This window comes from Streptomyces sp. NPDC006552, from assembly GCF_040611655.1.
GTDB lineage: Bacteria > Actinomycetota > Actinomycetes > Streptomycetales > Streptomycetaceae > Streptomyces.
On the sequence record NZ_JBEXOS010000019.1, the window covers coordinates 1 to 20,878 of the forward strand.

Annotated in this window: 18 protein-coding genes and 1 tRNA gene; 5 read left to right on the plus strand and 14 right to left on the minus strand. The window is 72.4% G+C overall.

The window, feature by feature from the left end; translation table 11 throughout:
* The 6 genes from ABZY33_RS14130 to ABZY33_RS14155 all read right to left on the minus strand — a co-directional run.
* The coding region (locus tag ABZY33_RS14130) for an NPCBM/NEW2 domain-containing protein (RefSeq protein ID WP_356491813.1) at nt 1-3,050 on the minus strand (3,050 nt) is incomplete at its 3' end.
* A 146-nt stretch (nt 3,051-3,196) separates the two neighbouring features.
* Nucleotides 3,197-4,426, minus strand: coding sequence for a cysteine--1-D-myo-inosityl 2-amino-2-deoxy-alpha-D-glucopyranoside ligase (gene mshC / locus ABZY33_RS14135; protein WP_356491814.1), 1,230 nt, complete (start codon nt 4,424-4,426; stop codon nt 3,197-3,199).
* A 91-nt stretch (nt 4,427-4,517) separates the two neighbouring features.
* A complete protein-coding gene (locus ABZY33_RS14140; protein WP_356491815.1) occupies nt 4,518-4,955 on the minus strand; it encodes an SRPBCC domain-containing protein in 438 nt (145 codons plus the stop codon).
* A gap of 59 nt (nt 4,956-5,014) precedes the next feature.
* Nucleotides 5,015-5,869, minus strand: a complete 855-nt coding sequence (locus tag ABZY33_RS14145) for an SCO1664 family protein (protein ID WP_356491816.1) — start codon at nt 5,867-5,869, stop codon at nt 5,015-5,017.
* Nucleotides 5,833-6,423: a DUF3090 domain-containing protein gene (locus ABZY33_RS14150; protein WP_356491817.1), complete on the minus strand. Its 591-nt coding sequence runs from the start codon at nt 6,421-6,423 to the stop codon at nt 5,833-5,835. The genes ABZY33_RS14145 and ABZY33_RS14150 overlap by 37 nt, the downstream gene beginning before the upstream one ends.
* Before the next feature lie 102 nt (nt 6,424-6,525).
* Nucleotides 6,526-7,212, minus strand: a complete 687-nt coding sequence (locus ABZY33_RS14155) for a histidine phosphatase family protein (protein ID WP_356491818.1) — start codon at nt 7,210-7,212, stop codon at nt 6,526-6,528.
* A 62-nt stretch (nt 7,213-7,274) separates the two neighbouring features.
* Here ABZY33_RS14155 and corA point away from each other — a divergent pair, with 62 nt between their 5' ends.
* Nucleotides 7,275-8,276, plus strand: coding sequence for a magnesium/cobalt transporter CorA (gene corA / locus ABZY33_RS14160; protein ID WP_356491819.1), 1,002 nt, complete (start codon nt 7,275-7,277; stop codon nt 8,274-8,276).
* A 26-nt stretch (nt 8,277-8,302) separates the two neighbouring features.
* Here corA and ABZY33_RS14165 read toward each other — a convergent pair whose 3' ends face one another.
* Nucleotides 8,303-9,091: a ferritin-like domain-containing protein gene (locus tag ABZY33_RS14165; RefSeq protein ID WP_356491820.1), complete on the minus strand. Its 789-nt coding sequence runs from the start codon at nt 9,089-9,091 to the stop codon at nt 8,303-8,305.
* Between the two features lie 242 nt (nt 9,092-9,333).
* Nucleotides 9,334-10,389, minus strand: coding sequence for an LLM class F420-dependent oxidoreductase (locus ABZY33_RS14170; protein WP_356491821.1), 1,056 nt, complete (start codon nt 10,387-10,389; stop codon nt 9,334-9,336).
* Between the two features lie 143 nt (nt 10,390-10,532).
* On the opposite strand from ABZY33_RS14170, the gene ABZY33_RS14175 reads away from it, so the two are divergent.
* Both ABZY33_RS14175 and ABZY33_RS14180 read left to right on the plus strand, forming a co-directional pair.
* The gene (locus ABZY33_RS14175) at nt 10,533-11,516 is read left to right on the plus strand and encodes an aldo/keto reductase (RefSeq protein WP_356491822.1); all 984 of its coding nucleotides are present in this window, start codon (nt 10,533-10,535) and stop codon (nt 11,514-11,516) included.
* Between the two features lie 365 nt (nt 11,517-11,881).
* Nucleotides 11,882-13,981 carry a helix-hairpin-helix domain-containing protein gene (locus ABZY33_RS14180; protein WP_356491902.1) on the plus strand — a complete coding sequence of 700 codons (2,100 nt, stop codon included), beginning with the start codon at nt 11,882-11,884 and terminating at the stop codon, nt 13,979-13,981.
* 60 nt (nt 13,982-14,041) lie between these two features.
* Here ABZY33_RS14180 and ABZY33_RS14185 read toward each other — a convergent pair whose 3' ends face one another.
* Entirely contained in the window at nt 14,042-14,734 is a 693-nt protein-coding gene (locus ABZY33_RS14185; protein WP_356491823.1) for a hypothetical protein, read from the minus strand.
* Nucleotides 14,735-14,781: 47 nt separating this feature from the next.
* Between ABZY33_RS14185 and ABZY33_RS14190 the strand changes: the two genes are divergently transcribed.
* Nucleotides 14,782-14,970 (plus strand): DUF5703 family protein, encoded by a 189-nt coding sequence (locus tag ABZY33_RS14190; protein WP_356491824.1) that lies wholly within the window; start codon nt 14,782-14,784, stop codon nt 14,968-14,970.
* A gap of 116 nt (nt 14,971-15,086) precedes the next feature.
* Here ABZY33_RS14190 and ABZY33_RS14195 read toward each other — a convergent pair whose 3' ends face one another.
* The 3 genes from ABZY33_RS14195 to ABZY33_RS14205 form a co-directional block, all read right to left on the minus strand.
* Nucleotides 15,087-15,878: a chaplin gene (locus tag ABZY33_RS14195; RefSeq protein WP_356491825.1), complete on the minus strand. Its 792-nt coding sequence runs from the start codon at nt 15,876-15,878 to the stop codon at nt 15,087-15,089.
* A gap of 149 nt (nt 15,879-16,027) precedes the next feature.
* Nucleotides 16,028-16,261, minus strand: coding sequence for a chaplin (locus tag ABZY33_RS14200; RefSeq protein ID WP_356491826.1), 234 nt, complete (start codon nt 16,259-16,261; stop codon nt 16,028-16,030).
* 161 nt (nt 16,262-16,422) lie between these two features.
* On the minus strand, nt 16,423-17,748 hold the full coding sequence (locus ABZY33_RS14205) for a M20/M25/M40 family metallo-hydrolase (protein ID WP_356491827.1): 1,326 nt from the start codon (nt 17,746-17,748) through the stop codon (nt 16,423-16,425).
* Between the two features lie 194 nt (nt 17,749-17,942).
* Here ABZY33_RS14205 and ABZY33_RS14210 point away from each other — a divergent pair.
* Nucleotides 17,943-18,027, plus strand: a tRNA-Leu gene (locus ABZY33_RS14210).
* A 55-nt stretch (nt 18,028-18,082) separates the two neighbouring features.
* Here ABZY33_RS14210 and ABZY33_RS14215 read toward each other — a convergent pair.
* Together ABZY33_RS14215 and gnd are read right to left on the minus strand one after the other, a co-directional pair.
* Nucleotides 18,083-19,789, minus strand: a complete 1,707-nt coding sequence (locus ABZY33_RS14215) for a carbohydrate binding domain-containing protein (protein ID WP_356491828.1) — start codon at nt 19,787-19,789, stop codon at nt 18,083-18,085.
* 208 nt (nt 19,790-19,997) lie between these two features.
* Entirely contained in the window at nt 19,998-20,876 is an 879-nt protein-coding gene (gene gnd / locus ABZY33_RS14220; RefSeq protein WP_356491829.1) for a phosphogluconate dehydrogenase (NAD(+)-dependent, decarboxylating), read from the minus strand.
* Nucleotides 20,877-20,878 lie beyond the last annotated feature (2 nt).

The following is a 20,878-nucleotide window of genomic DNA, read 5'->3' on the forward strand; positions in this document are numbered from 1 at the left end:
AGCAGGAGCCGCTGCGTGAAGAGTTCGGTCGGGTGCGGCGGTGCCTGCGGCGGGACCCGGCGTTCGGCCGGGCGCCGGGAGTCCCGGCGGGACGGCACCGGCACGGTCGCGGAGGCGCCGGTCACCTTCGGCGAGGTCCACAGCACCTTGCCGTCGGCCTCGACGGAGAAGGCGACCTCTCCGTACCCGTTGATCTCGTCGTCGATGCCGACGTCGGCGGAGAGACGGGTGCACCGCCCGCCGAGGTACATCTCGATGTCGGAGTCGGCGTGCACCCCGATGCCCTTGTCGTACGTCTTCCCGGCCAGGGTGAGCGGGTGGCCGTCGGCGGCGCCGGACTCGCCGTTGCTGCGGTCGCGTTCGGCGGGCCCGTACCCGTTGGCCGAGGTCAGCCAGGGCAGATCGCTCGCCCAGGCGTCCCCGGCGGGCGGCGGCACCACGCTCACCCCGAAGTGGCCGTGTGCCGTGCGCTGTTGGCCGGCCGAGCGGTACCGGGTGGTCGCGGTGAGGGCCTGCTCCCCCAGCGGCGCGTCCTTGGCGGGGGTGACGGTGAGCTCGACGCGCCGGGTGGTGCCGGCCGGGACGCGGCCGAGGGTGGCGGCCGCTCCGGCCCGCCAGCCGTCGGGCGCTGCGAGGGAGACCGCGACGTCCGTGGCGTCCCGGGTGCCCGCGGTGACGTCGACGGCGACCTGCTGCGCGACGCCCGCGCCGGTCTCCTGGGCCGCCGGCGCGCTCACCGCGGCGGCGGCGCCCGGCACGGCGCCGCCCACGGCCGCCGTGGAGCGCAGGTCGAGCGTGAAGGCGTGGCGCGTCGAGAGCTTCCCGGTCTTCACCAGGACGACGCCGCCCCGGTCGTCGCGGTCGTAGAACCAGCCGCTCGCGGCCTTGTCGTACGCGCTCTTGGACGCGGCCCGCGCCAGCTTGCGGCCGTCGAGCCGTACGTCGCCGGGCGCGTCGGCGGTGTGCACGGTGAAGGCGTAGGGCCGCGCGGTCTGCTTGCCGGTGAAGTCGCCCTTGCTCGCGCCGATCCGGAGCCGTACGTCGCCCGCGCCGGACTTCGGCGCGTCGATGTCGGCCCGCTGGGTGGCGTAGGCGCCCTCACGGTGGGCGCGGGTCACGCCGTCGTCCTCGTACAGCTCGAAGGAGGAGCGGCCCTGCGGGTAGACGTCCCAGGCCAGCGGCGAGTCGGCGGTGCGGTCGGCGTACGAGCGGATGCCGGGCCACATCGGCACGGCGGCGCCGCCCCGCACGAAGAGCGGGAGTGTGTCGAGCGGGGCGTCGTACCCGTCGATCGTGGTGGGGCCCTGGTAGACGCGGCCGGTCCAGTAGTCGGTCCAGGTGCCCTTGGGCAGATAGATCCCGTCCCGCACGGCGCTGTCCTGGTAGACCGGTGCGACGAGGAAGTCCTCGCCGGTCAGGAACTCGTACTTGGCGGCGTCGGTCGCGGCCTTCGGGTCGTCGGGGTATTCGAGGGCGAGCGGGCGCACGGCTCCCACGCCCGTCTCGGTCGCCTCGTGCGCGTAGGAGTACAGGTACGGCAGCAGCGACTCGTGCAGCTTCAGGTACTTGCGGTTGATGGCGGTGTACGGCTCGCCCTGCCGGAACGGCTGCTTGTCGCTGGCCGCCCAGCCGTCCATCGTCATGGTCACCGGGAGCAGCGACTTCCACTGCAGGTCGCGGGCGTACGTCTTGGGGCTGCCGCCGAAGATGCCGTCCACGTCGCCCGTCGTGTAGGCGAGCCCGGACATGGTTGCGCCGGCGTAGGTCGGTATCTGCCAGCGGATGTAGTCCCAGGAGCCGGACTGGTCGCCCGACCACTGGACGCCGCAGCGCTGGGCGCCGGACCAGCTCTCGGGGGCCCAGGTGAAGCCGCGGGCGTCGGAGTTGTCCTCGATGCCCTTATAGGCGTCCTTGCAGCCGTCGAGCGCGAACTTGTATCCGTCGCCGACCCAGGCGACGTCGAGCTTGGCGACCCGCTGGCCGGCCTTGACCTGGTCGGCGATCTTGTCGATGCCGTCCTCGGTCCACAGGCCGAGCTGTGTCTTGTTCGCCTGGAGCCCCTTGGCGGCCTCGGGGAGGTTCTCGTAGCCGCAGCCGTACCCGTCGTTGACGAGCATCCAGCCCAGCGGCATGTCGTTGCGCACGTACTGGTCGGAGACCTTCAGGGCGTCGAGGGTGTGGCGCTCGCCGCGGTTGGCGTTGTGCAGGTAGCAGTCCGCGTCGCCGATCTCCAGGCCGTAGATCGGCGGCAGGAAGGGTTTGCCGGTCAGTTTCGTGTACTGCCCGATGACGTCCTTGGCGCTGTCGGAGCCGCTGCCCGCGAAGTAGTAGGCGTCGAAGCGGCGCTCCTTGGCGGCGGCCGTCACAGGTGCGCCGAAGGTGTAGGTGCCCGGTGCGAAGGTGTTCCGGAAGACGCCGTATCCGGCTGAGGAGAGGTAGAACGGCACGGAGTTGGGGTGGCCGCCGTCGTCCCAGTCGTAGTCGACCTCGGCCTCGACGGTCTGGCCGCGCAGCGAGGTGTTGCCGCGCCCGTTCTGCATCCCGGCGCCGTAGTACTGCTCGTCGGCGCCGCGGTCGAGGGTCTGGGTGGTGGAGTCGCCGGTCCAGCTGAGCGGGGCGCTCTCGGACCACAGGCGGGTGCCGTCGTTGCGGTAGAGGGCGAAGCGGAGCGGGGACTTGTAGGCGCGAAGAATGACCTTCCCGGTGCTCAGCTCGTAGCGGTCGCCCCTGTCCTTGGCGTGGGTGGCGGGCGGGCGGCCCTGCGGCAGGACGATGGCGTCGCCGGCGGGGTCGGTGAACTCCCCGTCCGGGGCGAGCTCGATCCGGAAGGTCTCGTCGGAGACGAAGCTGACGCGGGCCGCGGCGGCGCCGGCGTGGAGGGTGTAGTGCGACCCGTCGGCGTGGAATCCGGTGACGTCACCGACGGAGCCCGGCGCGTCGGCCGCGGCCGCGTGGCCGGGCCCGAGGAGGGTCGCGGCCAGCCCGAGGGCGGCGAGGGCCACCAGAGATCTGAGACGCCTGCGCCCGAACGTGCTCGATGCTGATTGCATGGGCAGTTTTTAGCGCAGAAATGAGCATGGCGCTAGAGCCTGTCACAGACAGGCTCTAGCGCCATGAACGCTTCGGAGCACGTGGGACCGCACCATCCAGCCCCTCCGGCGATCGAGGAGCGGGGTCCGGGGCAGAGCCCCGTGGCCTAGAGCGCGACCCCGAGCAACGCGTCGACGGCCCGGGAGACCACACCCGGCGCCCCGGTGTCCGTACCGCCCTGAGTGGCCTGCGCCTCAGCCCAGCGGTCGACAGCGGCCAGCGCGGCAGGCGCGTCCAGGTCGTCGGCGAGCGCCGTCCGGACCTCCTCCACCAGCCGCTCGGCCGGAGGGCCGTCGGGCCGCGACACCGCCGCCCGCCACCGTCCGAGCCGCGCAACGGCATCCGCGAGGACCTGGTCGGTCCACTCCCAGTCGGACCGGTAGTGGTGCGCGAGGAGCGCGAGCCGGATCGCGGCCGGGTCGACGCCCTCGCGACGCAGCGTCGAGACGAAGACCAGGTTCCCCTTGGACTTCGACATCTTCTCGCCGTCGAGCCCGACCATGCCGGCGTGCACGTACGCCTTGGCCATCGGGAACTCGCCGGTCAGCGCCTGGGCGTGGGAGGCGCCCATCTCGTGGTGCGGGAAGGCCAGGTCGGAGCCGCCGCCCTGGACGTCGAAGCCCATACCGAGGTGGTCGAGGGCGATGGCGACACACTCGATGTGCCAGCCGGGACGCCCCTGCCCGAGCGAGCCGCCGTCCCAGCTGGGCTCGCCGGCGCGCGCGGCCATCCACAGCATCGGGTCGAGCGGGTTCTTCTTGCCGGCGCGGTCCGGGTCGCCGCCGCGCTCGGCGGAGAGCAGCCGCATCGCCTCGGCGTCCAGGTTCGAGACGGACCCGAAGTGCGGGTCGGACTCGACGGAGAAGTAGATGTCGCCGTCCAGTTCGTAGGCGGCGCCGCTGTCCCGCAGCCGCTCGACGAGCGGCACGATGCCGGGTATGGCCTCGACGGCGCCTATGTAGTGCTGCGGCGGCAGCATCCGCAGGGCGGTCATGTCCTCGCGGAACAGGGCGGTCTCGCGCTCGGCGAGGCCGGCCCAGTCGATGCCGTCGCGCACGGCCCGCTCAAGGAGCGGGTCGTCGACATCCGTCACGTTCTGGACGTAGTGGACCTGCCGCTTGGTGTCGAGCCACACGCGCTGCACAAGGTCGAACGCGTTGTAGGTCGCCGCGTGCCCCATATGGGTCGCGTCGTACGGCGTGATGCCGCACACGTAGATACGGGCGACGGGACCGGGGTCGAGGGAGACGAGCCCGTCGGTCGCGGTGTCGTGGATCCGAAGGTCGCGGCCCTTGCCAGGAAGGGCGGGGACCTCAGAAGCGGGCCAGGCATGCATGCCCTGAGCGTAACCGGACGGTGCGTCCGCATACGAACCGGACCGCCTCCAGTGGCCGACGAGGCTCTCTTGCGCGTCCACACCGCACCCGCTAGTCGAGGACCGTGGCCCGGATCGCGTCCGAGAGGCCGAAGTGGCGCAGCCCGTGCACCAGATAGGCGCGCAGGCCGCACATGAAGTACGTCCAGCCCTGGGTCTGCCCCGCCGCCCGGGCGGCGCCCTCGGTCCCCTCGCCCATCGGCTGTTCGGTGACGGTCAGCCGCGTGGCCCCGTCCGCGTCCGCCAGCTCGATGGTGACCTGGCCGCCGGGCCAGGTCCAGGAGATCAGCCGATCCGTCTCGATCTCGCCGATCTGCACGTCGAAGGCGGCGTCCACGTGCCCGAACCGCCAGGTCACCGTGGTGCCGGGGACCATGGCCGCGGACGCCTCCGCCGTGAAGAAGCCGGACAGGCCCTCGGGCGTCACGATCGTGCGGAAGACCTCGGCGACGGGCCGCTCGATCCGGTCCTCGACAATCAGGTGGGTCATGGACCCGAACCTAGCGCGGGGCACCGACAACCGCCTTCGGGCGGAACGGGGAGCGCAGGTCAGATGGGTGGCCACGGGATCGCGGGCCAGTCGCCGCCGGGCTCGCGGTGGCGGCCGGTCTTCAGCAGCTCCGCCACCCGCTCCCGTACGGCCTCCAGCTCCGCCCCGGTGATCAGCTCACCGAGCCGCCGGGCCAGCGGTTCGTCCGCCGCGAGCCGCGCGCGCAGCCCCTCCAGCGCGGCACTCGCCTCCGCGGTCAGCGGCTCCCCGGCCCAGCCCCACAGCAGGGTGCGCAGCTTGTCCTCGGTGTGGAAGGTGACCCCGTGGTCGATGCCGTAGAGATGGCCTCCGCCGTCCAGGAGCAGGTGTCCGCCCTTGCGGTCGCCGTTGTTGATCACCGCGTCGAGCACGGCGAGGCGGCGCAGCCGGGGGTCGTCGGCGTGCACGAGCAGGGCGGTGCGGCCCTCCTCGACCTCGGCGAAGCCGATGGCCTTCCAGCCCTCGTCCGGCTCCTCGGCGTCGACGAGGGCGAGGAGCCGGTCGCCGCGGGCCGGCTCCGGGGCCTCGTCGGACTCGTCGGGCCCCTCGATCCACAGCTGGCACATGCCCTCGCCGTACGGCCCCTCGCGCAGCACCGTCGGCGGCACGAGCCCCCAGCCGAGCGCCTCGGAGATCTCGAAGGCGGCGACCTCGCGCTGGGCGAGCGTCCCGTCGGGGAAGTCCCACAGGGGCCGCTCGCCGCGCACCGGCTTGTAGACGCAGCGGGCCTCGTGGCCCTCGTGCGTGACGGTGCACAGCAGGACCGCGTTCGAGGCCTCCCGGATCTGTCCCTGTACGTGCAGCTCCCCCTCGGTGAGGAGGGCGAGGTCCCGGTCGCTCACGCGTCGCGCCGGTATCCGTTCTGGCGCGGGCATACGTGTCCCTCCGGGTCGAGCGGCAGGCTGCACAGCGGGCACGGCGGGCGCCCCGCGTTCACGACGTCCAGGGCCCGCTTGGCGAAGGCGCGGGCCTGGGCGCCGGTGAGTCGGACCCGCAGCATCGGCGGGCCGTTCTCCTCGTCCTGGAGGAGCCTCTCCTCCGCCTCCGCCAGGTCCTCGTCGGACTCGGCGTCCACCTCGACGAGGGCCTGTGCCTCGACGATCATGCGCTGCTCGTCGCCGTCCCAGGCGAGCGCCATGGTGCCGACGCGGAACTCCTCGTCGACCGGCGCCTCCAGCGGCGCGGTGTCGGAGGTCTCGGCGGGGACGACGGCGGGCACCGGGGCATTGCCCCCGCTGCGCCGCACGACCTCGTCGAGCAGCTCTTCCATCCGCTCGGCGAGCGCGGCCACCTGGGTCTTCTCCAGCGCCACACTGGTGACCCGGGCTCCTGCCGAGGCCTGCAGGAAGAAGGTGCGGCGCCCGGGGAGCCCGACCGTACCGGCCACGAACCGCTCCGGAGGGTCGTAGAGGAACACCTGACGGGACACGTCCTGTCTCCATGGGATCGGGGGTACGGCCGGCCGGATCCGGCCTCGGGGGCACCGGACCCGGTCGTGCTTACGAGTGCTTCAGCCTACTGCGGCCGACGATCACGGTGCGCCCGCGCCGCCCCCGACGGGTGCGTCCGGCTCCCGGCCCTCCTGCCGAGGCGCCAGGGAGGCGAGATCACCGGTGTCGCCGAGGCGCACGAGAAACGGGCGCAGTCGTGTGTAACGGATCGCTGTGATGGAACAAGGCTCTACAGAGATCCGCTGAAAGAGGTCCAGATGCAGCCCGAGGGCGTCCGCCACGAGCGACTTGATGATGTCGCCGTGCGAACACATCACATACACGGCGTCCGCGCCGTGCTCGCGCTCCACGCGCGCGTTCCACTCCCGCACCGCCTCGGCGGCCCGGTGCTGCATCTGCCGCATCGACTCCCCGCCCGGGAAGGCGCCGGCCGTCGGATGCTGCTGCACGATCTCCATGAGCGGCTCGCCGGTCAGTTCGGCGAGCTTGCGCCCCGACCAGTCCCCGTAGTCGCACTCGCTGATCCGCTCCTCGGTGCTCACGGGCACGCCGGGCCGGGCGGCGAGCAGCGGCGCCAGCGTCTCCTGACAGCGCTGGAGAGGGCTGGTGACGATCTGGGCGAGGGGCAGCTCCCGCAGCCGCCCGGGCAGTGCGGCGGCCTGCGCGGCGCCGCGCTCGTCGAGGGCCACGCCGGGGGTCCGCCCGGCGAGCAGCCCCTCGGTGTTGGCGGTGGAGCGTCCGTGGCGGACCAGGATCAGCGTGGGCATGGGGGCCAGCCTAGGCGCACGCGGGAGTGCGCCTGCGCCGCCCCCTGGGGAGAATGCGCCTCATGATCGTCGACTGTGCCATCTACCGGGACGGGTGCCGGACCGAGGGCCCGGCGGACTTCTCCGACGCGCTCGAAGCGGCGCGGTCGGCGGGCGACGCGTTCGTGTGGATCGGTCTGCACGAGGCGACCGAGGACGAGTTCGACCAGGTCACGCAGGAATTCGGGCTGCATCCGCTGGCCGTGGAGGACGCGCTGAAGGCGCATCAGCGGCCGAAGCTGGAGGTCTATGACGACTCGCTCTTCGTGGTCCTCAAGCCGGTCGTGTACGAGCCGAAGAGCGACCAGGTGTCCACGGGCGAGCTGATGCTCTTCCTGGGCGACTCGTTCGTGGTGACGGTGCGGCACGGCGAGGGGGCGCCCCTGAAGGCCGTACGGCAGCGTCTGGAGGCCGATCCGGAGGTGCTCAAGCAGGGGCCGACGGCGGTCCTGTACTCCGTCGCGGACGCCACCGTGGACCACTATCTGGAGGTCGCGAGCGAGCTCCAGACCGACCTGGAGGAGCTGGAGGCGGAGGTCTTCTCGCCGGACCGCGGCGGCTCGCGGGACACCGCGTCGCGAATCTACACCTTCAAGCGGCAGGTCCTCGAATTCCGGCGGGCCACGCTGCCGTTGGCGCTCCCCCTGGACCGGCTCTCCGGTGTGGGTCCCTGGGGGCTGGCGAAGGTGCCGTTCGTGAACGAGGCCGCCAAGCCGTTCTTCCGTGACGTGAACGACCATCTGACGCGGGTCAACGAGTCCGTGGACAGCCTGGACCGGCTGGTGTCGGACATCCTCTCCGCGCATCTGGCGCAGATGAGCGTGCGGCAGAACGACGACATGCGGAAGATCTCGGCGTGGGCGGCGATGGCGGCGGTGCCCACGATGATCGCGGGCGTCTACGGCATGAACTTCGACCACATGCCCGAGCTGCACTGGGTGTGGTCCTATCCGGCGGTGATCCTGCTGATGGTGGTCCTGGAGGTCGGCCTCTACCGGCTGTTCAAGCGGCGCGGCTGGCTCTAGGCACGCGGCGGCCACGCGGGCGCGAGTCAGGCGAACTCCGCCGCCGTGGTCGCCGGGCCGCCGAGGGCGTCGCGTCGCCGGGGCATCTCCAGCGACACCATGCGCCGCCAGCCGCCGGCCCGCTCGTAGGCGTAGAGGGCGTGGATGCCCGCGGCGAGCAGCGCCGACTTCGCCCGCGACCAGCCCAGGAGGCGGCCCATGTGGTCCATGACGGCCAGGCTGACGTCCCGGTAGACGGCGATCTCCGCGCGGGCGCACTCCCGCAGGGTGCGCTGGATGGTGCGCCCATGGCCTGCGGCGGCGAGGCGGAGCAGTTCCTCGTGGCAGTAGGCGAGGTGGTTGTCCTCGTCGTGGGAGATCATCTTCACCGCGCGGCCGAGGTCCGGGTGGTCGGCGAAGTGCCGGCGCAGCAGTTCCATCTGCTCGGAGGCACGCTGCTCGGTGACGCGGCTGTGCGCGAGGTAGGTGACGACGTCCCGCACGGAGAGCGGCTCGTCGCGCCTGAGCCGGTCGTGGGCGAGACCGATGCCGTGCCGCTCCAGGAGCATCGTGTAGTCGGTCTCGGGCGGTACGGGCACCGCGTGCAGACCGCGCTTCTTCATGAGCGCGTGGAAGATACGGCCGTGCTTGTCCTCGTCGGCGCCGTGCCGGGCCACCTTGGGCGCGAGCGCACGCTCGCTCTCGGGGACGAGCGCGGCGATCCGCCCGTTCTCCCAGCCGCCCTGGGACTCGCCGCCGGCCGCGATGGAGCAGAACAGCCGGAACGAGTCGTCGTCGTCGATGATTTCCTGGAACAAGCTCTTGGCCGACAGCATCGTGGTACCTCCATGCCCGCGCACCGCATCCGGTGTTCCGCAGAAGACGAGTCAAGTGCGGGGCGCGGAGCGGGGCAACAGCTGTGCCGGGCGACTCGGCCGAACGGGGGATGCCTGGTACCGGGCGAAGGCGTAACCGCGCCCCCGGTGGCGCGTTGTTACCCGTGACGGCCGTGGCGGGGAAGACCCCCGAGCCCCCACCACGGCCGCGGAAACCTCTCAGCCCCCCTGCCCGGCTCCGGTCACGCCAGTCCGGCCCGCTCCAGCGCCTCCGTGCCCGCCCGCAGGGCGGCCACCCGCTCGTCGAGCGTGAACCCGGCGGGGTTGATCGTCAGCGTGGTGACCCCCGCGGCGGCGTAGGCCCGCATCCGGTCGGCGATCCGGTCCACGGAGCCGAGCAGCGTCGTGGAGTCGATGAGCTGGTGCGGGACGGCCGCGGCGGCGCCCTCCTTGTCCCCGGCGAGGTACTTCTCCTGGATGTCGGTGGCCTCCTTCTCGTAGCCCATGCGCCGCGCGAGCTGGTTGTAGAAGTTCTGCTTGGCGCTGCCCATGCCGCCCACGTACAGGGCGGTGTAGGGGCGGAAGAAGTCCGCGAGGGCCGCGACATCCTTGTCGGCGCCGAGCGCGAGGGGCACCGTCGGGCAGACGTCGAAGCCCTCCATCGTCTTGCCGGCCTTCGCGCGGCCCGCCCGCAGGGGCGCGATCGCGGTCTCCTCCAGATGCTCGGCCGCCGGGAAGATCAACAGGGCGCCGTCGGCGATCTCGCCGGTCTGCTCCAGGTTCTTCGGACCGATCGCGGCGATGTAGAGCGGGATGTGCTCGCGCTGCGGGTGCAGGGTCAGCTTGAGCGGCTTGCCCGGTCCGTCCGGCAGCGGCAGCGTCCAGTGGGCGCCTTCGTAGGAGACCCGTTCGCGGCTCATCGCCTTACGGACGATGTCGACATACTCGCGCGTGCGCGCCAGCGGCTTGTCGAACTTGACGCCGTACCAGCCCTCGGAGACCTGCGGCCCGGAGACGCCGAGGCCGAGCCGGAAGCGGCCGCCCGAGAGGGAGTCGAGGGTGGAGGCCGTCATCGCCGTCATCGTGGGCTGGCGGGCCGGGATCTGGAAGATGGCCGAGCCGACGTCGATCCGCTCGGTCTGCGCCGCGACATAGGCGAGGACGGTCGCGGCGTCCGAGCCGTACGCCTCGGCGGCCCAGCACACCGCGTAGCCGAGGGCGTCGGCCTCCTTCGCGACGGCCAGGTTGTCCGCGTCCATCCCCGCGCCCCAGTACCCGAGATTGATGCCGAGCTTCATTGACCACATCCCCTTCACACCGTGCGGATCCGCCGGCTTACCCATCGGTAACGTGCCTTGCCGGGCACCCTAGCGCGACGGGCCGGACCCCGGTTGTCCACAGGGGCCCTCATCGTGACCTCGGGCCAGTAATCTCAGCGCCCATGGAGCAGAGGCATCTCGGCCGCACCGGCCTGCGTGTGTCCCGGATCGGACTCGGCACCCTCACGTGGGGCCGGGACACCGACGAGCACGACGCCGCCGACCTGTTGAAGGCCTTCTGGGAGGCGGGCGGCACGCTGGTCGACACGGCCGACGTGTACGGGGACGGCGAGTCCGAGTACCTGCTGGGCCGGCTCGTCGAGGGGCTCGTGCCCCGCCGGGACCTGGTCATCTCCACGAAGGCGGGCAGCGTGCCGGACCCGGAGCGGCGCTTCGACGGCTCCCGCGGCCATCTGCTCTCCGCCCTGGACGCCTCGCTCGCCCGGCTCGGCACGGACTACGTCGACCTGTGGCAGATCCACGCCTACGACGCCGGAACCCCGCTGGACGAGACGCTCCAGGCCCTCGACATCGCGGTCAGCAGCGGCCGTGCGCGCTACGCGGGCGTCTCGAACTTCTGCGGGTGGCAGCTGGCCAAGGCCGGCACCTGGCAGCTCGCGGCGCCGGGCACACGCACGCGGCTTGCCAGTACGCAGATGGAGTACTCGCTGCTCCAGCGCGGCGTGGAGCGCGAGGTGCTGCCCGCCGCGCTCGACCTGGGCATCGGGCTGCTGCCGTCCTCGCCGCTGGGCCGGGGCGTGCTCACGGGCAAGTACCGCACGGGCACGCCGGCCGACTCGCGGGGCGGCTCCGACCACATGGCGCCGTTCGTCGCCCCCTATCTGGACGAGGCGGCCGGGCACATCGTGGACGCGGTCGCGATAGCCGCGGACGGGCTCGCGGTGACGCCGCTCCAGGTCGCCCTCGCCTGGGTGCGGGACCGGCCCGGGGTGAGCGCGCCGATCGTGGGCGCGCGCACCGCGCAGCAGCTCACGGCCGCGTTGTCAGTGGAGACGCTTAGTCTTCCTGACGAGATCTGCCAGGCGCTCGACGATGTGTCGGCGCCCGTGCACCGCTATCCCGATCAGGACTGGAGCACGTTGTGAGTACGGAGTCCGCTGCCGCGGAGAACGAGTCAGGGGCCCGCCCCGACGCCGGGCCGGACGAACCGACCGCCACGCAGGGCGCCGGGGGCACGGAGGCGGGCGGCAGCGCCGAGGGGACGGCCGGCGGGGGGAGCGTGGGTACCGAGGATGCCGCGAACCCCGAGGACGCCGGGGGCGTTGGGAATGCCGCGAGCACTGAGCCCGCAGGTACTCAGGACGCGGCGAGCGCCAAGGACGCTGGAGGCGTCGGAGGGCCCGCGGGCACCGAGGACGCCACGAACCCCGAGGACGCTGGGGGCGCCAAGGTGTCTGAGGGTACCGAGGACACCGAGGGCGTCGGGGACGCCGCGAACCCTGAGGAGTCCATGGGTGCCGCGAGCGTCGAGGAGCCCTCGGGTACCCAGGACGCCGCGGATCCCAAGGATGCCGGAGGCGCTGGCGCTGGCGGTCCGTTGTCCGAGGCCGAAGCGGAGATCGCCGCTCAGCGGGCCCTCCAGGAGCGGATCGCGGAGCGTAAGGCCGCCAAGGAGGGGCCGGTCGACGCCGGGGCGAAGTTGAGTGGGACGGCCGCCGATCTGCTGGCCGCCGTCCGCGCCGTGGAGAGCGGCGAGAAGCCCGCCGGCGCGGTCTTCGCGGAGCCCGGGCGCACGCGCCGCCGGGTCGTCGTGCCCGAGCCGGAGCGCGGACCTGCGCGCGCCGTGCCCGCCGTGGACGCGGGGCCGGACCCCGAGACGGTGGCGGAGGTGCGGGCCGTGCTGGCCGAGGGCCAGGCGCCCGAGACGCTCGCGGTTCCTGCCGCCCGGACCCTGGGCGAGGGCGCGGGTGAGCGGCTGCGCGCCGACCCCTGGCAGCTGTTGCGGCTGAGCGGCGTCCGGCCGGAGCAGGCGGACGGTTTCGCGCGGGCGTTGCTCGGCGCGGAGTGCGCCCCGGACGACGAGCGGCGCGGCCGGGCCATGACGCTCTGGCTGCTCGACCAGGCCGCCGTGGCCGGGCACACCGCTCTCGACCTGCCCGTCCTCGTCGAGGCGCTCGGCAAGCGCGGGGTGCCGGACCCGGACGAGGCCGTGCAGGGCGCGGTCGCGGAGGGCGACGCGCTGCTCTTCCAGGACGCGTTGGAGGACGCGCCCGTACCCGCGCCTGCCGAGGGCGAGGAGGAGGACGCGGCCGAACGGCCGGTCCGCGTCCTGGCAGGGCTCGAGCGGACCGCGCTCGCCGAGGAGAGCCTCGCCGACGCGGTGGCCCGGCTGATCAACTCCGGCGCCAAGGAGGACGGCCCGGCCGCCGCGGAGTGGGAGGCCGCCGCCGGCGCCGCGAGCGGCACGACGGCGGAGCTGATCCGTGCCGTCGCCGGCCACCGGCTCGTCCTGCACACCGGTGGCGAGGCCGCCCGCGCGGAGCCGCTGGCCGTGGCGGTGGCCGCCGCCGGTCTCGGCCTGCGGGTGTGCGTCGCCGCGCACAGCGGCGACGGGCGGCGCCGGGCCGCGCGGCAGCTCGGCCCGGAGGCACCGGAGAGCGCCACGGCGACCGTGGCGGGGCTCCTCACGCAGGCCGAGGGGCCCGGCCGGGACGCCGACGGTGCGATCGCCGTCGACCTGCTGGTCGTCCTGGACGCGCCGCAGCTGGACGTCGACGACGCCGCGATGCTCGTGGAGCTGCTCGCCGACGGCACCGGCCTCGTGCTCAGCGGTGACCCCGGCGTCCTCTGGTCGGCGGGGCCCGGGCGGGTCTTCGCCGATCTCCTGGCCGCCGAGGTCTGCCCGCGCGTGGTCTCGCGCACCCCGGACTTCGGGCCCATCGGCGAGCTGGTCTCCGGCATCGGCATCGGGGAGCTGAACCAGGTGGAGGCGCCCGGCAAGGAGGTCGTCATCGTGCCGGTGCGGGACGCGGCGGAGGCGATCCACCGCACCGTGCAGCTCGTCGCCGACTCGGTGCCGCGGGCGATCGGCGTGCCGGCCGAGGAGACCCAGGTGATCACGCCGGGGCACGGCGGGGCGGCGGGGACCCGTGCGCTGAACGCGGCGCTGAAGGAGCGGCTCAACCCGGGCCCGGGCCGGTTCGGCGGCTTCGACCCCGGGGACCGGGTGGTGTACGTGCCGGCGCCGGGGCGGGTCCGGCCCGGCCGGGTGCTGGGCGCCGACGCGCAGGGGCTGCGTCTGGAGTGCGACGGTGAGCCCGTCCTCGTACCGAAGGAGCGGGTGGAAGGGGCCGTGCGGCACGGCTGGGCGGTCACCGGCCACCAGGCCGTGGGGATGCGCTGGCCGGCGGCCGTGGTGGTGCTGCCCGGGGACGCGACGCAGGCGCTGAACCGGCCCTGGGTGTACACCGCGTTCGGACGCGGCGAGCGGCATCTGTCGGTCGTGCACGGCGCGGACGCGGCGCTGCCGCGGGCGGTCGCGGAGGTGGCGGCGAAGCCGCGGACCACGCGGCTGCGGCAGCTGGTGCGGGCCCAGCTGCCCGGCGCCTGACGGCGACCGCCCCCGTCCCGGCGTGCGCCGGGACGGGGGCGGTCGGCCTGGGCCGCTGTCTCAGCGGTCCGCGTCCTCCAAGGCCTCCTCCAGCTCCAGGTCCTCGGGATCGGAGTCGTCGTCATCGGGGCCGAGGTCGTCGTCGAAGACCGCGCTCACGTCGAAGCGGCAGACGACCTGCTGGGGGTCGGCCTGCTCGAAGGGGGCCTCCAGCCACTCCCCCGCCTCCGGCGGCTCGTCCGCGGCCAGGACCCACAGCGTGGAGTCGCCCTCTTCCAGACCGAACTCCTTGTGGCGGCTGGCGATCTCGTCGGGTTCGAACTCGCCGAAGAGGACGCCGAGCGCGGCGTGGACACTGCTGCCCGCTCCCGTCGCGGAGTCCGTGTCGATGTCCGGATCCCCGTCCAGGTCGGCCACCCGGCCGGCCTGGGCGAGCAGCCGCTGCGGCTCCACCACGGCGTAGTCGCGCCGGATCAGCACGCTCAGCGCGTTCGGCTCCTCGGGCCCGCTGTACGGCGGCAGCGTGTCCTCCCCGCCGGGGATCTCGAAGGGGGTGACCTCGTCGTAGCGGTCGTAGAGGAGTTCGTCGTACTCCTCCGCCGCCGCGGCGAGCTCGTTGAACGCTTCGTAGACGGCCGGGTCGTCCTCACCCGACCTGCGCTCGACAGCCGCCAGGTGGCGGTCGAGCGCGGCCTTGACCGCCTCGGCGGCGGCGCGTACCTCGGCAGCTGTGGGCTGCGCAGCATCAGACATAGTGCAGACGCTATCCGTACCGGGCCACTGCCCGCACAATAGATGCGATGCCGGAATACGAATTTGTCGACGTGTACGTACCGCGCGGGGTCTCCCGCAAGGATGCGACGCGTCTGCTGACAGAACACGCAGAGTACGGACACTGGGAGTTGGACCGATTGAGCCTGCGCCGCGACGGCAGTCGCCGCGTACGGCTGCGCCGCCGGATCATCCGCCAGCTCCGGGCCACCTGGTGACCCGGAGCTGACCGGACGGACGACGGAAACGGAGCGGGCCCCGCCAGTGCGGGGCCCGCTCCGTATCTCCTGCCGTCGTGCCCGCGGGGGCCGTGCCACCCGCGGACCTCACGTCATCACGCGGAGGCCCGCGCCCGCCGGTAGAGGACCGCGCCCGCGAGCAGCGCGCCCGCGCCGACCGGGACGGCCGCGCCGACCGGCAGCGAGCTGCCGGTCATCGCGAGCTGGGACTCGGCCCGGGGCTGCGCGATGCTCTCCGTCTCCGCAAGGGCCTGCGGCCGCGGCTGGTTGGGCTTCTCGGCGGCGTGCCCGACCGGGTGTCCGCCGCGGGTGCCCGGGGTGTGCGGCTTCGACGGCGGCTGCTCGTGGCCGCGGGGCGGGGTGGGGGTGTGGCCGTTGGCGCAGTTGTCCCCCGTGGCCGGGTTGAGCAGCCCGATGACGCTGACCGAGTTGCCGCAGACGTTGGCGGGCACGTCGATCGGCGCCTGCACGTTGTTGCCGGAGCCGACACCCGGCGAGTTGCTCGTGGAACCGCCGGCGTGCGCTCCGCCGCCGCCTCCGCTCCCGCCTCCGGACGGCTGGTGCCCGCCGCCGCGGCCGTCGTGCCCGCCGCGGCCGTGGTGGCTGCCGTCGTCGCCGTAGCCACCGTGGCCGCCGTGGCGGCCCGAGGTGTTGGCGCAGCTGTTGCCCATGGCCGGGTTGAGCAGCCCGATCACGTCGACCGTGTTGCCGCACAGGTTGACCGGTACGTCCACGGGGGCCTGGACCGAATTGCCGGACGCGACGCCCGGCGAGTGCGCGGCGCCGCCCTGTGCGCCGGAGTCGGCGTGCGCGTAACCGCCGGTGACCGCGAGCACACCGCTCGCCGCCGCCACCGTGATCAGGCCTTTGCGTGTGACCTGTCGCATAGCTTTTCCTGCCTTTTACGTTGCCCGACCACTACCGAAGGCGCCGGGGCCGGTGTGCCCGCACGCCGCATGCCCATCGGCCCCGGAGCGCATGGCACGCGCTCCGGGGCCGACGGACTCAGACCCTCAAGGGGTGAGGCGCACCGACGTCAGTCGTTGACGCAGGCGTTGCCGAAGGCGGGGTTCAGCAGCCCGATCACGTTGACCGTGTTGCCGCAGATGTTCACCGGCACGTGGATGGGAACCTGGATGACGTTGCCCGACAGCACACCGGGGGAGTTCACGGCGGCGCCCTGGGCACCGGCGTCGGCAGCGGCGATGCCCGCGCCCGCGAGCACGAGACCACCCGTGGCAGCCGCAGCAGCGACGACCTTCTTGATCATTGTTCCTCCTTGTTGGCAGTGCAGTCCCAGCCGCGGACTGCACCCCTTGCAACGAGGAGAAAGTGATAGGGCTACGAGCTGATGGTTCCTTTCACTCTTTCCGGTCAACTACGCACGCACGCCCGAATGTTGTGGTCACGCCCGGTTGACGCGCGCCGCGGTCAGGACGCGTCGATGAACCGGTCGAGCACCCGGACACCGAACCGCAGTCCGTCGACCGGGACGCGCTCGTCCACCCCGTGGAACATGCCCGCGAAGTCCAGCTCGGGCGGCAGCTGGAGCGGCGCGAAGCCGAAGCCGCGGATGCCGAGGTCGTCGAAGGACTTGGCGTCGGTGCCGCCGGAGAGCATGTACGGGATCGCCTTGCCGATCGGGTCCTCGGCGGCGATGGAGGACTTCATGGCCTCGACGAGCGCCCCGTCGAAGGTGGTCTCGACGGCCTTGTCCGCATGCACGTCCGTGCGCCTGACCCGGGGGCCGAGCAGCCGGTCGAGGTCGGCGAGGAACTCCTCCTCGTGACCGGGCAGGAAGCGTCCGTCGATGTGGGCCGTGGCCTCGCCCGGGATGACGTTCACCTTGTAACCGGCGCCCAGCTGCGTGGGGTTGGCGGTGTTGCTGAGCGTGGCGCCGATGAGCTTGGCGATACCGCCGAGCCGGGCAAGCGTCGACTCCATGTCCTCGGGGTCGAGTTCGGTGCCGAGCGCGTCGCCCAGTTCGTCGAGGAAGGCGCGGGTGGTCTTGGTGACCCGCACCGGGAACTGGTGGCGGCCGAGCCGGGCGACCGCCTCGGACAGCTCGGTGATCGCGTTGTCCCGGTGGATCATCGACCCGTGCCCGGCGGTGCCGGCCACGGAGAGCTTCATCCAGTGCATGCCCTTCTCCGCGGTCTGCACCAGGTAGAGCCGGCGCTGCTCGCTCACGGTGAACGAGAAGCCGCCGACCTCGCTGATCGCCTCGGTGACGCCCTCGAACAGGTCGGGGTGGTGGTCGACCAGGTGGCGTGCGCCGTACGTGCCGCCGGCCTCCTCGTCGGCGAGGAAGGCGAGGACGATGTCGCGCGGCGGCTTGCGGCCGGTGCGCAGCCGGTCGCGGACGACCGCGAGGGTCATCGCGTCCATGTCCTTCATGTCGACGGCGCCGCGGCCCCACACGCACCCGTCGGCGACCTCACCGGAGAAGGGGTGGTGGGTCCAGTCCGCCGCGTTGGCCGGGACGACATCGGTGTGCCCGTGGATGAGCAGCGCGGGCCGCGAGCGGTCCTCGCCCTCGATGCGGGCGACCGTGGAGGCGCGGCCGGGGTGGGACTCGAAGATCTTCGGTTCGAGGCCGACCTCGGCGAGCTTCTCCGCGACGTACTCGGCGGCCTTGCGCTCGCCCGGACCGGAGTGGTCGCCGTAGTTGCTGGTGTCGATCTGGATCAGTTCACGGCAGAGGTCGACGACCTCGTCCTGTCCGGAGACGGCCCGGCCCGTGCTCGACTCGCTCACGCTTGTTCCTCTCTCCCTGTGGATCCCCCTCATCCTCCCTCCCCCGGCGCCCGCGCCCTAGGCCGGGCCGCCCTCGTCACGTGCCGTTCACAGGCCGGCCGGGCAGGCGGGCGGCGTGATCGGAGCACTCGGATTCTTTGGTAATGTTCTCCGTGTCGCCGCGGGGAAGCCCCGCACAGAGCGGCAGACACCTTGTCCGGGTGGCGGAATGGCAGACGCGCTAGCTTGAGGTGCTAGTGCCCTTTATCGGGCGTGGGGGTTCAAGTCCCCCCTCGGACACAACGAAGGACCCCAGGTCACCCTGGGGTCCTTCTGTTTGTTCCGGGTCGCCGGTTCAGCCGGTGAAACCGGCCGTGATCTTCGTGAACTGCCAGGCGTCCTGGTTGATGCCGGAGCAGTTCTCGGCGACGCCGCCGCCCGCGCAGGGCCGGTCGCGGTTGACCGACCAGAAGGCGAGGCGCGCGATGTGCTTGCTGTTGGCCCAGTCCTTGATCTGGGTCCAGATGGCGGGGGTCGTGGTCTCCTGCTGGTCGCTGAGGCCGTTCATCCCGGAGATGCCGAGGTGGGCGTAGGCGGTGGCGTCGTCCCAGCCGTAGACCGACTTGAGCTTGGTCTTGAGGCCCTCGGCGGCGTTCACGGTGCTGGCGTACATGTCGGCGCCGCCGCCGAAGTCGAAGGGCATGATCGTGAAGACGTCGATGTTCGCGTTCAGCGCCTTGGCCTGCTCGATGAGGCGGTTGCCGTAGTACGTCGGCCCGGTGGTGGAGGTGCCGAAGGTGAGGATGGTGCGCAGGCCCGGGTTGTTCGCCTTGACGATCTTCAGGGCGTTCAGGATGCGGTCCTGCACGACGGTGTTCTCGAACTCGTCGCTGTTCTCGATGTCGACATCGATCGCCTTGAGGCCGTAGGCGTCGATGACCTTCTGATAGGCGCCCGCGAGCGCTTCCGGGGTGGAGCAGTTGGGGCCGAGCTTGTTGCCGCTCCAGCCGCCGATGGAGGGGACGATGTCGCCGCCCGCGGAGCGGATGGCGTTGATGGCGCTCTGGTCCTGGCCGCCGGTGAGCGGGCGCTGGCCGTCCCAGGCCGGGTTGCAGCCGCCGGAGGAGAGGATGAAGGCCATGGTGAACCACTTGACGCCGGTGGCGTTCATGACGGTGGTGGGGTTCGGCGGCTCGCCCCAGCCGGTGTAGAGGTAGGGAGCGGCCTGCTTGAAGCCGGTGCCGCCGGTGCCCGCGCTGGTGGTCACCGAGACGGCGTTGGAGGCGGGCGAGGTGTTGCCGGCCGCGTCGTGGGCCTTGACCGTGAAGGTGTACGCGGTGGACGGCGTCAGGCCGGAGACGGTGGCCGAGGTACCGGAGACGGTGAGCAGCTTGTTGCCGCCCGCGTAGATGTCGTAACCGGTGACGCCGGTGTTGTCGCTCGCCGCGCCCCAGGACAGGGAGACGCTGCTGTCCGTCTTGCCGGTGGAGGCCAGGCCGGTCGGCGCGGTCGGCGCCTGGGTGTCGGAGCCGCCTCCGCCCGGTCCGTCGAGGCTGATGTCGTCGGCGTAGTAGGTGCCCTGGCCGTACCAGCCCTGGGTGTAGAGGGTGACGCTGGTCTGCGCGGCGCCGGTGGTGAACTTCACCGAGAGCTGGCTGTACGCGGACGGGGACTGGGTCCAGGTGGAGGCGCCGCCGTCGACGCCGAGGTAGGCGTAACTGCCGCGCACCCAGCCGGAGAGGGTGTAGGCGGTGTTCGGCTGGACGGAGACGGTCCGGGTGCACTTGGCGTTGTCGCTCGCGCTCGCGGCGCCCGCGAGGGCCTTGGAGCCGCCGTGGACGGGGGTGGAGACCACGGAGCCGAGGTTGCCGGAGCAGTTCCAGGAGCCGAGCGAGCCGGACTCGAAGCCGGGGTCGGAGAGGATGTTGGCGGCCTGGGCCGTGCCCGGCAGGGCGACGGCGCCGCCGAGCGCGAGGGCGGCGGCGCCGGCCAGGGCGAGGAGGCGGGGGCGCCGGGCGGGGCCGGTGCGTCTGGTGCGGCGTTGCGTTCGGCGTGGGGACACGCGAACTCCCGGTGTTCAAGGGGGATTTGGGGACGAGCGCGAACCAAGGTGGCGCTATGGCCCTCATAGTTGGTCTGGACCAATGTGGTTGTCAAGGTGGTGGACGGGACCGCTCGGTGCCGCGTGCCGGCGGAAAACGGCGCAGGCCCGCCGGACCGGGTGGTCCGACGGGCCTGCGGGGGTGGAGCGGGTTACGGGGCGGAGCGGGTCACTTGGCGGACTCGACCGCGTGGCCGCCGAACTGGTTGCGCAGCGCGGCGATCATCTTCATCTGCGGCGAGTCGTCCTGGCGGGAGGCGAAGCGCGCGAAGAGGGAGGCGGTGATCGCGGGCAGCGGCACCGCGTGGTCGATGGCCGCCTCGACGGTCCAGCGGCCCTCGCCGGAGTCGGCCGCGAAGCCGCGCAGCTTGGCGAGGTGCTCGTCGTCGTCCAGGGCGTTGACCGCGAGGTCGAGGAGCCAGGAGCGGATGACGGTGCCTTCCTGCCAGGAGCGGAAGACCTCGCGCACGTCGGTCACCGAGTCGGCGGCCTCCAGCAGCTCCCAGCCCTCGGCGTAGGCCTGCATCATGGCGTACTCGATGCCGTTGTGGACCATCTTGGAGAAGTGGCCCGCACCGACCTTGCCGGCGTGCACGGAGCCGAAGTCGCCCTCGGGCTTGAGCGCGTCGAAGACCGGCTGGACCTTGGCGATGTCCTCGTCGGTGCCGCCGTACATCAGCGCGTAGCCGTTCTTGAGGCCCCAGACGCCGCCGGAGACGCCGCAGTCGACGAAGCCGATGCCCTTGGCCGCCAGCTCCGCCGCGTGCTTCTCGTCGTCCGTCCAGCGGGAGTTGCCGCCGTCGACGACGACGTCGCCCTCGGAGAGCAGCTCCTTCAGCTCGTCGACGGTGGACTGGGTGGCGGCGCCCGCGGGGACCATCACCCAGACCACGCGCGGGCCTTCGAGCTTGTCGACCAGCTCGGCGAGCGAGTCGACGTCGGAGACCTCGGGGTTGCGGTCGTAGCCGATGACGGTGTGGCCGGCGCGGCGGATGCGCTCGCGCATGTTGCCGCCCATCTTGCCCAGACCGATGAGACCAAGCTGCATGC